The organism is Rhodopirellula sp. P2, assembly GCF_028768465.1.
Classification (GTDB): Bacteria; Planctomycetota; Planctomycetia; order Pirellulales; family Pirellulaceae; genus Rhodopirellula.
In genome coordinates, this window is the sequence record NZ_CP118225.1 from 5,202,873 (window position 1) to 5,217,018 (window position 14,146).

Genomic DNA, 14,146 nt, shown 5'->3' on the forward strand with positions numbered 1-14,146 from the left:
GATCGCCGGCTTACGATTCCAGTCGCAGGATCGTCGTGCCCAGAGGTGGCAGCGTGACTTCGATGCTGTCCGGCCGAGCTTGGTACTCCACCCCGGTGGTGTGGCATCCGGGGTAGTTGCCCAGATTCGATCCGCCGTAGGCTTCGCCATCGCTGTTGAAAATCTCTTTCCAGAACCCCTTGGCTGGCACACCCACGCGATAATTCGGACGTGGAACGGGGGTGAAGTTGTTGCAAACCAAGATCGGCGCGTCGCCTTCGTTGCCCTTTCGCAGGTAGACCAACACGCTGTCTTCGGCGTTTTGGGCATCGACCCATTCGAAGCCTTCGTCGGTGAAGTCGTGGTAGTGCAGAGCCGGGTTCTCGATCACGATCTTGTTCAGGTCCGACACCAACTGCTGGACGCCTCGGTGCGTGTCGAAGTCCAACAATTCCCACTGCGGCCCGTCGTCTTCATTCCACTCAGTCCATTGAGCGATCTCGCCGCCCATGAACAACAACTTCTTGCCAGGGTGCGTCCACATGTAACTGTACAACAGTCGCAAGTTGGCGAACTTCTGCCACATGTCACCTGGCATTTGGCTGATCAACGAACCTTTGCCGTGCACCACTTCATCGTGCGACAGTGGCAACGTGAAGTTCTCGGTGAAGGCGTAGATCAGGCTGAACGTGAGCTCGTTCTGGTGGAACTTGCGGTGAATGGGTTCGTTCCGCATGTAGCTCAACGTGTCGTTCATCCAACCCATGTTCCACTTGTAGGTGAAACCGAGTCCGCCATCGTAGGTCGGCCGTGAGACACCGGGCCATGCCGTCGACTCTTCCGCCGCGGTGACCACGCCGGGGTAGTTCTCGTGCACGGCGACGTTGAAATCACGCAGGAAGTCAATCGCTTCCAAGTTTTCACGACCACCATAACGGTTGGGAATCCACTCACCCGCTTCACGGCTGTAATCCAAGTACAACATCGATGCGACCGCGTCGACTCGCAGTCCATCAATGTGATACTTGTCCAACCAGAACAACGCGTTGGCGATCAAGAAGTTCTTCACTTCATTGCGACCGAAGTTGAAGATCATCGTGCCCCAATCAGGATGTTCCCCTTGCCGCGGGTCCGAATGCTCATACAGAGCCGAGCCATCGAATTGGCGGAGCCCGTGATCGTCTTTCGGGAAGTGAGCCGGGACCCAATCGATCAACACGCCGATCCCGTTTTGGTGCATGTGATCGACGAAGAACATGAAGTCCTCGGGCGAACCGTGACGACTGGTCGGCGCGAAATACCCAACGCTTTGATAGCCCCATGATCCGGTGAAGGGGTGCTCGCTGATCGGCATCAATTCCACGTGGGTGAAATTCATGCGGCGGCAGTAGTCCACCAAGCGTTTCGCCAGATCACGATAGTCCAACCAACCGTGCGTTCGGCCAGGACCTTTTTGCCAACTGCCCAAGTGGACTTCGTAGACATTCATCGGGGCGTGCATCGGGTCGAGTTCCGACCGCTGTTGCAACCAATCCGTATCGTTCCAGCTGTAGGTGCTGATGTCGGTGATGATGTTGGCAGTCAGCGGTGGCAACTCAGCGGCAAATGCCCAGGGGTCGCACTTGTCCATCCAGTGACCTTGCTCGGTCTGGACGCGGAATTTGTACTTCTGACCGACCGTCGCGCCGGGCAAGAACAATTCCCACATGCCGGTCGACTCGACCGGCTGGGCGACGTGACTGCGGCCGTCCCAGCCATTGAAATCGCCGACCACTTGTACCGAGCGAGCGTTGGGCGCCCAAACGGCAAAGTTCACGCCTTTGACGCCTTCGACTTCGCGAAGTTGCGCGCCCAGGCACTCGTACAGTTGATGGTGGCGGCCTTCACCGATCAGGTAGCGATCCAAATCGCTGAAGATACTGGGAACGGTGTAGGGAGAAGTCGTCTTCATTTCTTTGCCGGTCTTGTCGATCATTTGCAGTCTGGACGTGGAGGGCTTGGAGATGGGCTCATCGCAGATCGCTTCGAAGAATCCGCCGGGATGCAGCCGTCGCATGGGACGCCGCAAACCGCTTGCCGAATCGATCAGCCACACGGACTCGGCATTGGGTTCCAACACGCGAACGGACGTGGCTTCTCTTCCCCGATAGTTGACAGGGTGACGGCCCAACAAACTACCCGGGTTCGCCACACTGCCATCAACGAGTGACTGAATGGTCGATAGTGAAAGCTGCGAATTCATGGCTGAACTACGAATGAATTGATTGAAAATGAGGTCAAAAAAGTAAGAAACACGCCTGAAAATCAGGACGTTTTGATCGGATTGGAACGCTGAATCCCACCCGCAGAAACTGCGGTGCTCAGCAACCAGTCCCGCAGCCGGTCGTTGGCTGTGGGGACCACTTGGTGGGATTTTGGAGCCGGTGGGCCCGCGTGAGGCTGGTCGATTCGCGACCAGGGGTCATTCAGTTTGGTGGATGCACGAGCAGTCAACTCATTGACATCCGCCGCGGGGATCGCGCCATCGGGCGTGACCTGATCTGGCTTTCGACTGACCAACCGGGACGTCACCAAACAGGCTTGGACTTCGTGGATTCCCAAGGCATGGTCGACGCGTCGCCACAGGTCGGCGTGTTGGACCTCGACCCGGCGGCCAAAGTGATCCCACACGAAATCGCTGCGTCGCCATCGCGGCAACGAATCGGTGAGCGAACGAATCAAATATCGGTTGTGGCTGAGCAAAGTGATGCCGGACGGGCCGTCCATCGCTTCGAGCCCCCGAACCGCCGCCAACAACGACAAGCGATTCAAGTCTCCAAACTCTTGATCTTCCGCTTCCATCACGGGTCGTCCGTCAGAAGTCTCGATCACAAATTGCCAACGGCCATCGGTCAGCGATGTGCTGTCGGCGGAGACAACCAGCAAAAATGATCCGCGAGGTTTCGCGGGTGCCGGGTTGAAATCGGGATCGCCAAATTCAGACGTCATCGACGCGAATTCTTCGAGTGATTGCAAAGGATCCATCATGGTTGGGTTCGCCAGTGAGTTCGACGTGCTTTCAATGCGTGGTTGCGATCGGTCTGGCGGCGGCCCCTTGGGTCTCGCCCGGATCCTTGGACGAGAGGGCCGCCGCATCGCTACACGCATCGATTGCTAGGGAGGGGAAAGCAAAGAGACGCGATCCATCGGTGCCAATCTCCAGGGGTTGCTCTAATCGGCTATCAAATGTTGCTGCGAGTTCAGCTTGCCGAAACTTCGAGGCAACCGCCTGGCGACAGAGAGTGCTTTCGTCCCGGCAGGCCTTCCCAGAAAAGCTTTCCTGCTCAAAAAGGTTTGCGCGACTTAACAGGCGAGCGCACAACCGTTGAAGTCAGCGCAACCGGCACGCATCGCCAGTCGCAAAGCGACGAGACCCCACCAATCACAGCATGACGACAGCCGCGAACACCTGTCGCCGCTTCGCGGCTTGCCTGTCTCGGGGACGCCCATCCGACCTCGGGTTGAAACCCGAGGCTGACAACTGCCACCGCTCCGCGGTTGGATTCACCAAGGCTGCACAAAAACCACTTCCGCCGAGAATCCACAGTCGCGGAGCGACGAAAGCCGGCAGCCTTGGGTTTCAACCCAAGGTCACCCACGTCCCAACACGTTCACCCAAGTCGCGGAGCGACGGCATCCGCGAACATCTGTCGCCGCTCCGCGGCTTGCCTGTCTTGGGGATCGCCCATCCGACCTCGGGTTGAAACCCGAGGCTGGCAACTGTCACCGCTCCGCGGTTGGATTCACCGAGGCCGCACGAAAACCATTCCAGTCGAGAATCCAACAGTCGCGGAGCGACGAAAGCCGGCAGCCTTGGGTTTCAACCCAAGGTCACCCACGCCCCAACACGCCTAACAGTCGCGGAGCGACGACATCCGCGAACACCTGTCGCCGCATCGCGGCTTGCCTGTCTTGGGGATCGCCCATCCGACCTCGGGTTGAAACCCGAGGCTGACAACTGTCACCGCTCCGCGGTTGGATCCACCGAGGACGCACGAAAACCATTCCCGTCGAGAATCCAACAGTCGCGGAGCGACGAAAGCCGACAGCCTTGGGTTTCAACCCTAGGTCACCCACGCCCCGACACGCCTAACAGTCGCGGAGCGACGACATCCGCGAACATCTGTCGCCGCTCCGCGGCTTGCCTGTCTTGGGGATCGCCCATCCGACCTCGGGTTGAAACCCGAGGCTGGCAACTGCCACCGCTCTGCGGTTGGATCCAACAAGGCAGCACGAAAACCATTCCCGTCGAAAATCCACAGTCGCGGAGCGACGAAAGCCGGCAGCCTTGGGTTTCAACCCAAGGTCACCCACGTCCCAACACGTTCACCCAAGTCGCGGAGCGACGACATCGGATAACACCTGTCGCCGCTCCGCGGCTTGCCTGTCTTGGGGATCGCCCATCCGACCTCGGGTTGAAACCCGAGGCTGACAACTGTCACCGCTCCGCGGTTGGATCCACCGAGGACGCACGAAAACCATTTTCGTCGAGAATCCATCAGTCGCGGAGCGATTCAGCCAGCACGGGCGCACGAGGTGGGCGTCGTTGGGATGCCCGTCTACTCGTTCGGTTGCAGCAGATCCAGCAGAGCTTGCGCGACCAAGTGCGGTTCTTCCACCGCTCGGCATTCCGCGGGCAAAGCATCCACCAAGCATCCCGCGTCGCCACCGGTCACGACCAAGGTCGCCGCACCACCGTAGATTCGAAGCAATCGCTCCACGGCACCCGCAACGGACGAGAGCACGCCCAGTCGCATTGCCGCGACCGTGTCTCGGCCTGGTCCCTCAGGCATCTCGCGACATCGATGGGAAGCCCAATCGAGCTTGGGCAGAGCGTCCGTTCCCGCCGCCAGCGCTGCGGTCTGCATTTCCAATCCAGGCAAGATCGCTCCGCCACAGAACACGCCTTCTGCCGACACGAAATCCACTGTCACGGTGGTGCCCGCATCGACGATGATGACCGGTGCCGCATGCCGCCGGAAGGCAGCCTCCGCTCCCAACAACCGGTCGATCCCTACTCGATCGGGATAGTTCACGTCGATGGTCATCGAGACATCTTGGTGAGTCACGAAACGCACGCGAATGCAATCGTAGAACGCTTCATCCAAAGCAGCTACCAAGGGCTCGGCTGACCCTCGATTCACGCTCGCAACACGCACGTCGTAGCAAACCGACTGGCAATCGCTCGACGCACGCTCGGCCAGCTTTGCCGCAAGCGTTCGCAGGTGCTCGACGCACTGCGTGATCCACTCTGGATCTCGCAACGAGATCGAACGCAGCTGTGGTCCACGGTCTTTGAGCGAGCCGGCCTCTTCGTCGGTGGGTGCTCCCTGAGTCACCACCTTGATCGCCGTGTTTCCGATATCGATTCCAACCCGCACCATCACGACATCGCACTGCGATTCGCTAGGTTGTGTGGGTTCGTTCGAAGAGGATGGTTCGTCTGTCATGTTCCTGCCGACGAGCTCAAGAAGGGCGGTCGCGACGTTCGCCGGGGACAACCTTCCCCGTGTCGGACAGCGTGGACGCACCTTGAATGTCCTGGGCTCGAATTTCGTCGGACAGACATTCCGTGGCAGCAGCCTTGTGAGGCGGAACACGACGTTCCTTTTTCGGCGTCGCCGGCGCGTCGTCCTGGCGGATCAGCGTGGGAGTGATTCCGGCTTCCATCATTTCTTGCCGACGCTTGGTGACTCGGCCCATGATTTCGCCGACCAATTCCTTCAGCCCGACATCGGTCGCGGCACTGATCGAACGCAGTTCCCGAGAATGATTGGCGGGATTTTCTTGGAAGTAGGCCTGAAGCTGCTCGCGGACTTCACCGTCCGGATCCAGTTCACACTTGGTCATCACCACCAATTCATCGCGGTCCGCAAGCGACTCATCGTATTGATGCAGTTCTTCGCGAATCGCGACGTAGTTTTGAATGGGATCGCTACCATCGACCGGGGCGGGTTCGATCAGGTGCACCAGCAATCCGGCGCGTTCGACATGACGCAGGAACTCATGCCCCAATCCGATGCCCTCACTGGCGCCTTCAATCAACCCGGGGATGTCCGCCAGCACGAACGATGTTTCGGTGTCGACATCGACGATGCCGAGGTTGGGGTACTTCGTTGTGAAGGGGTAATCCGCGATTTCTGGACGAGCACTGCTGATGCGTGAAAGCAGGGTGCTTTTACCAGCGTTGGGTTTTCCGATCAGGCCCACGTCGGCGATCGACTTCAGTTCCATGATCACGTGTCGCACCTCGCCGGGCTCGCCCAACTCGCGAATTCGCGGGGCCTGATTCTGTGCCGTTTTGAAGCGTGCGTTCCCGTGGCCACCTTTGCCACCGCGACAGATCACGAATTCCTCACCGATTTGGGTCAGATCCTTGATCACGAACCCGTCTTTGGCGTCGATGATGCTGGTTCCACAGGGCACGTACAGCCGCATTTCACGGCCTTTTCGTCCGTGACGCAGGGCTCCCATCCCAAAGCCACCCTTTTCGGCCCGAAAGAACTTTCGGTTGGCAAATTGGGCCAGCGAGTTCACACCTAAGCGGGCTTCGAGGACGATGCTGGCCCCCCGGCCGCCGTTGCCGCCATCCGGCCCGCCTTTGGGGACGTACTTTTCCTTGCGAAAGCTCATGCAGCCATCGCCACCCTTGCCGGCCAAGAACTCAACTTCAACGCGATCAAAAAACATTTGGAAAGCTTCTAGCTATTGGCTCCTAGCGTTTCGCTAGCAGCCGTAAAATGAAAAACGGACGCGGTGATTGTATCACCACGTCCGAGGAATTCGCTCAAAAAGCTTCTCGCTAATCGCTAGAAGCTAGTGGCAATCGCCCAAGGCGATCTTAGAGCATCTTTCCGAGTTTGCTGCACAAGTCAGCGGTACGGCTGGAGTAGCCCCATTCGTTGTCGTACCAGGACACAACCTTGACCATTTTACCCTTGTCACCGAGGACTTGGGTGAAGTCCGAGGCAAAGATGCTGCTGTGTGGGTCGTGGACAATGTCGCTGCTGACGATTGGGTCAACGGCGTAGAACAGAATGCCCTTCATGGGACCTTCGGCGGCGGTTTGAATCGCCAAGTTGATGTCTTCCTTGGTGACTTCCTTGCTCAGGTTGACGGTCAAGTCGACCACGCTGCCCGTTGGCACAGGAACTCGCATCGCGATGCCAGTCAGCTTGCCTTGCAATTCAGGAATCACCAATCCGACAGCTTTCGCAGCACCGGTGCTGGTTGGGATGATGTTCACAGCGGCAGCGCGAGCACGGTACAAGTCAGAGTGCGGCTGATCTTGAACGTTTTGATCGTTCGTGTAAGCGTGAACGGTGGTCATCAAGCCCGATTCGATGCCGAACGAATCGTTCAGGACCTTGGCAACAGGTGCCAAGCAGTTGGTCGTGCAAGAAGCGTTGCTGACGCAGTTCAAGTCGGCGGTGAGCTTGTCGTCGTTGACGCCCAACACGCAGGTCAGATCGGCACCGTCTTTGGCAGGTGCGGACAGGACAACCTTTTTCGCACCAGCAGCCAAGTGGCTGTCGTAGCCAGGCTTGTCGGCGGTGGAACGTGCGGTGAAGAAGCCGGTCGACTCGATGGCGATGTCGACGTTGTGCTCTTTCCAAGGCAAGTTGCGTGGGTCACGCTCGGCCAAAGCCACAATTTTCTTGCCGTTGACGGTCAACGAGGTGTCGTCGTACTCGACGGTGCCGTCAAAACGACCGTGGATGCTGTCGTACTTGAGCAACATTGCCAGGGTGCGGTTGTCGGTCAAATCGTTGATCGCGACCACTTCGAACTCGTCGCTTCGCTCCATCAGGTTGCGAAAAGTCAAACGTCCGATTCGGCCAAAGCCGTTGATTGCTACTTTAATAGCCACTGATTTCGTATTCCTGTGTCGTGGAACAAAGATGGAGAGAAGCGGCGGGCGAAACAGTCACCCAGTCCGCTGCGGGGCGCGGATTATAAGTTTGTCAGTCCAATTTGAAACAGCCCCCGAATCGCTCCCTTGACCTCGAACCAACCACGATGACCGATCTGCGGCCCGAAAATCCTGCCTCACCAGCCATCTCGCCGCGCCGGGATCGAGGCGAAACATCCGCCCGAATGGAACAATCCCAATGGCGCCGCCCGGCCGGCGTCGCGGCTGGAACTTGGCGATATGTGCAACAAGGGTCCATCGCTAGCCACTACGATGCCTTTGTGGCAGACACTCCGCTCTGCACGCTGGACCAAACGTTCTTGCGCGAAGTGTTCGAATCGATCGATTTGCCACCGCCGACAGCGGGATCCACCGCAGGAGCGCCCCATGAGCCCCTGCCAAAACTTTTTTCCGCAACCGAGGACTGGGTGCTCGATTTGGGCTGCGGAACGGGGCGAGCGGCCACGGAGTTGTCGCGACTCGGCCGCAACGTGCTCGCGATTGACCTCTCTCAGCCCATGTTGAACCACGTGGTCGAGCGAGCGAAACGTGCTCAGGCAGAATCAACCGAGCAGCGAACCGGAATGATCGTTCCCCTGCGAGCCAACTTGGTCCAGCTCGATTGCCTGGCCGACAATTCCGCCGCGGGAGCGGTCTGCCTGTTCAGCACCCTGGGCATGATCCAAGGCCGAGAGAATCGACGAGCGGTCCTGTGTCATGCATCGAGGATTGTCCGCCCCGGCGGCAAGTTCTTGCTGCACGTCCACAACCGCTACGCGTCGCTGGCTCAATCGGGCGGCAAACGTCTGCTCGCCAAGAGCTGGCTGCAATCAATCACCAGCCGCGAACACGAATTCGGCGACGCCACCTACGCCTACCGAGGCCTTCCCGACATGTTCCTGCACCGCTATTCGCGACGAGAACTGGTCGCGGATCTCAACAGCAGCGGTTGGCAGATCAGCCAGATACACCGACTGTCACTCGACGGATCCGCCACGATGGAAGAAAGCCCTACCAGCCGATTCCAAATCGCCGGGGGCTACTTGGTGGAGGCGGTCAGCGGCCAGTAGAGAGGAACGTTTGCTCGCGCAAAATCGCTAAGCAACGGCGTTCTCAAAACGCTTGCGTCGCACACGCCGAACACCCGCCACGCCCAAGCCAACACCGAGGAACGCCAGGGAGGTTGGTTCGGGGACTGCGGTGACGACGATGTTGTCGAATTGGTGAGTCGGAAGAGCATCCCAGGAGACAGCCGACAACTCTTCGAACCCCAAACCCGCGAATGATAATGAAACAAACTCGTTGTCGGTAATGCCTGAGGCACTCAAGGTCTCCGTGACAATTCCGCTACCATCCGCAAGGGTCCCCCTAAACTCAATGCTTATTGTACTAACGCCACCGTTTTTGTTCAGCTTTGCAATGTCGAGCGATGTCAGTGCGAAAGGATCTCCTGCGATGTTCGTCAAGGTAACAAAACCGAAGGGAACATCGCTTTCGAACAACGCGACGTTGGTATCGGTGGGGAGTCCAACATAATTGGTATTTCCAGGCTCTAAATAGCTGAGTTCGGTACCAGTGATTCTGAACCCTTCCTCATCGTAGACAACGCCAGTTCCCGCCAGCTCTTGGTCAGAGCCTGGAGTCAGAAGATCGTCAAAATCAAGAACCACCGCGGCCTTGGTCGTTTCCAAGTTACCGACAAGCGAGCAACCAAAAATAACTGCGAAATAAAAATGTCTACTAATGAACATAGGGCGCTCGTTAAGCGTGATAATTTGATCAGGACTCGAGGAAAAAAACCTCGGGAAGTCTGACTTGTCTCCGGTTGCAACGGAGTTTACTCCGATCAAAAGAGCGGGGGGGGGTTGGTTTCCACCGTTTTTCGCGAAATTTATTTCGCTGCTTGAAAATATCACTCGTGAGCGACTCCGAGCAATGTCATTCCTCCCGGAACCGGTACCCGATTCCCCGCACGGTTTCCACTAAATCGGCGTGTTCGTTCATTTTTTTGCGGAGGGCTCGGACGTGGACGTCGATGGTTCGCTCCAGCACCATCGTGTCTTCTCCCAGGGCGGCGTCGACCAGTTCGCTGCGGTCGAAGGCTCGGCCGGGCTGACGGATCAGCGTGTCCAGCAACCGAAACTCGCTCTTGGTTAGCTTGACCGCTTCCCCCTCGATCGTGGCGACAAAACGCCGGCGATCGACGGTCACGCCGCATCGCGAAATCGAGTCGGCGTCGTCCATGCTGGGCTCGCGGCGACGCAGCAAGGCCTTGATTCGCTGCAGCAGGACTTTGTAGCTCTCCACTGGTTTGACGACGTAATCGTCCGCTCCGACCGCGAATCCGACGACTTGATCGGACTCTTCGCCCAAGGCACTGAGCATCAAAATCAGCGTGTCTTTCGTGGTCGCATCGGATCGCAATTGCTTGCAGACTTCCACGCCGCTCAGGATTGGCAGGTCGACGTCCAACACAACCACATCGGGCAGATACAGCTTGGCTTGGTTGAGAGCCTCTCGTCCATCGGCAGCTCGATAGACCTCGTAGCCAGCTCGTTTGAGCTGGTACTCCAGCGTTTCCACTAATGGCCGGTAATCTTCAACGATGAGAACTTTGGTTTTTGACATTCGTCCGCAGGCTGCGTTTTAAGAGGAGATTCATGTCTTCCAGTTGGCGTGTAGTTTCGTGGAAGAGGCGAAGTTTGGCACCACCCACAAACCGCCGTTTCGTTGAAGGTTTGATGAAGATCTGATTCGGGAATCCAGAGTCGATGGATTCGGCACACAAAATCAGATCCCAGCGGCCTCTTCGGGGCATCTTACCGAACCCTGATCTTATCGAATCCCAGCACGCTGGTTTCACGACAGCTTAAAAAATCGCCTTGCGTTGGCGGTCGTTGCCTCCGCCAAGGTCGAGGTTGGCACATTCCGCACATCCGCCAAACAACGCAGGATGTGTTCCACCCGAGCGGGCTCGTTGGGGCGTTTGCCCCGCAGCGGTTCGGGCGACAAATACGGCGAATCGGTCTCGATCAGCAGGCGATCCTCGGGAACCCGTTTGGCGACCTCGCGAAGATCGTCGCTCTTTTTGAACGTGACCATCCCCGCAAAGCTGATCATCAGCCCCATGTCCAAGCAACGCTCGGCCAGCTCCCAATCGCCAGTGAACGAGTGCATCACGGCGGCCGGGAGTTTCGTTTGCCGCGCCAACTGTTCCGCGATCAGTTCGCCGCTTTCACGCATGTGGATGACCATCGGCAGGTTGGCTCGACAAGCCAGATCGATGTGTTGGTCAAAAGCGACCTGTTGCTGCTCGATCGGTGTGTCGTCCCAGTAGCAATCCAGCCCGGTTTCTCCGATCCCGCGAACTCCCGGAGCCGTCGCAAGCTTTTCAATCTCCGCGAAATCACCCGCGGAGGATTCAGCCACCGAGTTGGGCTGGATTCCGACCACAGCATGAATCATCTCGGGGAACTCGGCTGCCAACTCAACCGCTCGGCGGCTGGTCGCCAGATCGATTCCGATCACGCCGACGCCAACCACGCCGGCCTGACGAGCACGCTCGACCACTTCGGCAACGTTGTCGTTGAAGTCCTTGGAATTCAAATGGGCGTGGGTGTCGAACAAGGGATTCATTCAGGTCTCGGATGGATCGATGGCAGAGAACGGTTGGGCGAACGGACGTGCCGCTCATTCTGTTTCATTTCGCGAGGCTGGGTAGCACCCTGGCAGTGGCCCCTGAAATTTGAATGCCATTCCAACGCCGCTGCGACTCAGGCAATGAGAAGCTGAATCGGTTGCAGAAAGTCTGACCGTGCTGTCGCTCATATCAGTGCAACGTGTTGTTCACCGCGTCGGCAAGCATTTCGATCTTGTGGCGGCGTGAATCCTCCGATCGGTGATTCGAAGCTGATACATTGGGGGGCATACCGGTCGGAATCGATGCCTGGATGTCACCCACGTTCACACTGTCCCCGCATCGACGCCCACCCACCAGACCGGTCCCGCCTGTGATCCAAGAGGTCTAGCCCAAGATGTTTCCATTGATGCTCCGTGCCGTCACTTGTTCGTTGGCCATCGCCTTCGTCGCTCCGGTGGTCGCGCAAGACCAACCTGCGGCAACCAATCCCACCAGCACCGTTCGACCGAACATCGTTTGGATCATGTCGGAAGACAACTCCAAACATTACTTGAAACACTTTGACGAAACCGGTGTCGAGACGCCCGCGATCGAGGCCATGGCGGCTCGCGGGATCACGTTCGATCGAGCGTTCAGCAACGCTCCGGTTTGCTCCACCGCGCGAACGACATTGATCACCGCCTGCTACGGGCCTCGGATCGGGACTCAGTTCCATCGACGGACTGAACTGGCAACGCTGCCGCGAGGCGTCGAAATGTTTCCGGTTTGGTTGCGGCAATCCGGTTACTACACCACGAACCAATCCAAAGAGGACTACAACGCGAAAAAGCGTTTGCAGCCGTGGGACGACTCTTCGAAAAAGGCGTCTTGGAAAAATCGTCCCTCCGACGAGACGCCTTTCTTCCACGTTGTCACGTTCGCTGATTCACACGAAGGCAGATTGCACTTCGGCGTCGACGCGTTGCAAAAGCCAACCAAGTTCGACCAAAAATCCGTTTCGCTGCCGCCCTACTTTCCAGACACACAGGTCTTCCGCCACACCGCCGCGTTCTATCGCGACCGGATGAGCATCATCGACGAGAAAGTCGCCGGGGTGATCGAGCAGTTAACGCAAGCAGGTGAGCTGGAAAACACGTTTGTGTTTTACTTCGGCGACCATGGTGGCGTGCTGCCACGCGGCAAGGGCTACATCTATGAATCCGGCCTCCACGTGCCACTGGTTGTTCGTGTTCCCGAAAACTATCGCGGCTTGGTGGATCGCGAGCTCGGATCTCGCACCAAAGGATTCGTTTCATTCATCGACTTTGCCCCCACCGTTCTGAATCTGGCTGGCGTTCCGCTGGACGAAGCCGGGCCAATCGATGGCAAAGCTTTCCTGGGGAAACACACCGATGCGACCGAAGTTGACTCGCGAGACACCACGTTTGGCTACGCCGACCGGATGGACGAAAAGTACGATCTGGTTCGCTCGGTTCGGGTTGGCGACTGGAAACTGATCCGGTCCTTTGAATCCTTCCAACCCGACGCGATGTGGGCGGACTACCGCTACAAGATGCTGGCCTATCAACAGTGGCGAGCTCGATACCACACAGGCAAGCTCAACGCCGTTCAAAGCCAGTTTTTCAAACCGCGTCCACCCGAGTTGCTGTTCAACTTGGCGGACGATCCGCACGAAGTGAACAACTTGGCCGGAGATCCCCTGCACGGCGATCGTCTGACCGAATTGCGAATGACGTTGACAGAGCATTTGAAGCGGACGAACGACCTGGGCTTCTTGACCGAAGCCGGCATGCTAAAAATCCTGGACGAACCGGTCGCCAATGGCAAGCGATTGTCGCAAGAGATTGCCCGCTACATCGACACCGCCAACATCGCAGTCATGCCCTGGGATCAAGCCAACAAAGCCTTGCTGTCCGCGATCAACAGCGGCGACATGCTCCAGCGATACTGGGCCTTGGTCGCGGCAAGTTCCATCGCGGCATCCAACCGCTCAGCGAATCTGGACATGGCCGCCGACGACACCTTTCTCAAATTGGTGCGTCGCCGGGCACTCGATCCCGAGCCGTTGGTTGCCTCTCGCGCCGCCCAGCTCGCCGCAATTTTGCAAGTCGAGGATCCGCGGCCTGTTTTTCAACGCACCTTGCAACTCAGCCAATCGTCCACCGAAGCCCTGCAAATCTTCAACATGGTGCGGCACGTCAACGCCTTGCCGGGCACGCCCTATCCGATGGGTTCGAAATTGTTCCGATTGCCGTTTCAGCCAGCTCCCCAAGGTTTGATTCAACAGCATCTCGATCACTTGGACCTGCCCTAGCACCGCATCGACGAAATCACGCGATCGTCCGATGACGCCATTCATTGCCAACAACCAATGAATGGCGTCACCTCCGGAACCTTTTTGGCCGCCCACTGATCCAACAACGTTGAATCGCGAAAATCCCCTGTTGATGTTTCACGTCCTGCAACATTCACTGGGGGCAGTGGTGTATCACTTTTTCTCTGCGTGAGCCGATTGTTGCTGCGGTTGTCGCCCCTGCGGTCGTCGCCAGCCAATGAACGGTTGCAGCAGAAAGAAA

10 protein-coding genes are annotated in these 14,146 nt (G+C 57.9%); 2 read left to right on the forward strand and 8 right to left on the reverse strand.

Annotated features, from left to right (window positions below):
* Positions 1-10 precede the first annotated feature (10 nt).
* From glgB to gap, 5 genes are all read right to left on the reverse strand, one after another.
* Positions 11-2,221 carry a 1,4-alpha-glucan branching protein GlgB gene (gene glgB / locus PSR62_RS18400; protein WP_274404464.1) on the reverse strand — a complete coding sequence of 737 codons (2,211 nt, stop codon included), beginning with the start codon at positions 2,219-2,221 and terminating at the stop codon, positions 11-13.
* 62 nt (positions 2,222-2,283) lie between these two features.
* On the reverse strand, positions 2,284-3,006 hold the full coding sequence (locus PSR62_RS18405) for a ribonuclease HI (RefSeq protein WP_274404465.1): 723 nt from the start codon (positions 3,004-3,006) through the stop codon (positions 2,284-2,286).
* A gap of 1,571 nt (positions 3,007-4,577) precedes the next feature.
* Entirely contained in the window at positions 4,578-5,468 is an 891-nt protein-coding gene (locus tag PSR62_RS18410) for a type III pantothenate kinase (RefSeq protein ID WP_274404466.1), read from the reverse strand.
* A gap of 16 nt (positions 5,469-5,484) precedes the next feature.
* Positions 5,485-6,708 carry a GTPase ObgE gene (gene obgE, locus PSR62_RS18415; RefSeq protein ID WP_274404467.1) on the reverse strand — a complete coding sequence of 408 codons (1,224 nt, stop codon included), beginning with the start codon at positions 6,706-6,708 and terminating at the stop codon, positions 5,485-5,487.
* Positions 6,709-6,859: 151 nt separating this feature from the next.
* Positions 6,860-7,888: a type I glyceraldehyde-3-phosphate dehydrogenase gene (gene gap, locus PSR62_RS18420; RefSeq protein ID WP_274404468.1), complete on the reverse strand. Its 1,029-nt coding sequence runs from the start codon at positions 7,886-7,888 to the stop codon at positions 6,860-6,862.
* A gap of 149 nt (positions 7,889-8,037) precedes the next feature.
* On the opposite strand from gap, the gene PSR62_RS18425 reads away from it, so the two are divergent.
* Positions 8,038-9,000, forward strand: coding sequence for a class I SAM-dependent methyltransferase (locus tag PSR62_RS18425; protein ID WP_274404469.1), 963 nt, complete (start codon positions 8,038-8,040; stop codon positions 8,998-9,000).
* A 27-nt stretch (positions 9,001-9,027) separates the two neighbouring features.
* On the opposite strand, the gene PSR62_RS18430 is transcribed toward PSR62_RS18425, so the two are convergent.
* From PSR62_RS18430 to PSR62_RS18440, 3 genes are all read right to left on the reverse strand, one after another.
* Positions 9,028-9,681, reverse strand: coding sequence for a PEP-CTERM sorting domain-containing protein (locus tag PSR62_RS18430; RefSeq protein WP_274404470.1), 654 nt, complete (start codon positions 9,679-9,681; stop codon positions 9,028-9,030).
* A 187-nt stretch (positions 9,682-9,868) separates the two neighbouring features.
* The gene (locus PSR62_RS18435; RefSeq protein ID WP_274404472.1) at positions 9,869-10,558 is read right to left on the reverse strand and encodes a response regulator transcription factor; all 690 of its coding nucleotides are present in this window, start codon (positions 10,556-10,558) and stop codon (positions 9,869-9,871) included.
* Between the two features lie 231 nt (positions 10,559-10,789).
* Positions 10,790-11,566, reverse strand: a complete 777-nt coding sequence (locus PSR62_RS18440) for a TatD family hydrolase (RefSeq protein ID WP_274404473.1) — start codon at positions 11,564-11,566, stop codon at positions 10,790-10,792.
* A 398-nt stretch (positions 11,567-11,964) separates the two neighbouring features.
* Between PSR62_RS18440 and PSR62_RS18445 the strand changes: the two genes are divergently transcribed.
* Positions 11,965-13,884, forward strand: a complete 1,920-nt coding sequence (locus tag PSR62_RS18445) for a sulfatase family protein (protein ID WP_443217293.1) — start codon at positions 11,965-11,967, stop codon at positions 13,882-13,884.
* Positions 13,885-14,146: the final 262 nt, after the last annotated feature.

What these genes read in the sequence shown, in the direction of transcription:
- PSR62_RS18410 (WP_274404466.1), bottom strand. Translation starts at nt 5,468, where the DNA reads ATGACAGACGAACCATCCTCTTCGAACGAACCCACACAACCTAGCGAA.
- PSR62_RS18445 (WP_443217293.1), top strand. Translation starts at nt 11,965, where the DNA reads ATGTTTCCATTGATGCTCCGTGCCGTCACTTGTTCGTTGGCCATCGCC.
- PSR62_RS18405 (WP_274404465.1), bottom strand. Translation starts at nt 3,006, where the DNA reads ATGATGGATCCTTTGCAATCACTCGAAGAATTCGCGTCGATGACGTCT.
- PSR62_RS18440 (WP_274404473.1), bottom strand. Translation starts at nt 11,566, where the DNA reads ATGAATCCCTTGTTCGACACCCACGCCCATTTGAATTCCAAGGACTTC.
- obgE (WP_274404467.1), bottom strand. Translation starts at nt 6,708, where the DNA reads ATGTTTTTTGATCGCGTTGAAGTTGAGTTCTTGGCCGGCAAGGGTGGC.
- PSR62_RS18435 (WP_274404472.1), bottom strand. Translation starts at nt 10,558, where the DNA reads ATGTCAAAAACCAAAGTTCTCATCGTTGAAGATTACCGGCCATTAGTG.
- glgB (WP_274404464.1), bottom strand. Translation starts at nt 2,221, where the DNA reads ATGAATTCGCAGCTTTCACTATCGACCATTCAGTCACTCGTTGATGGC.
- PSR62_RS18430 (WP_274404470.1), bottom strand. Translation starts at nt 9,681, where the DNA reads ATGTTCATTAGTAGACATTTTTATTTCGCAGTTATTTTTGGTTGCTCG.
- PSR62_RS18425 (WP_274404469.1), top strand. Translation starts at nt 8,038, where the DNA reads ATGACCGATCTGCGGCCCGAAAATCCTGCCTCACCAGCCATCTCGCCG.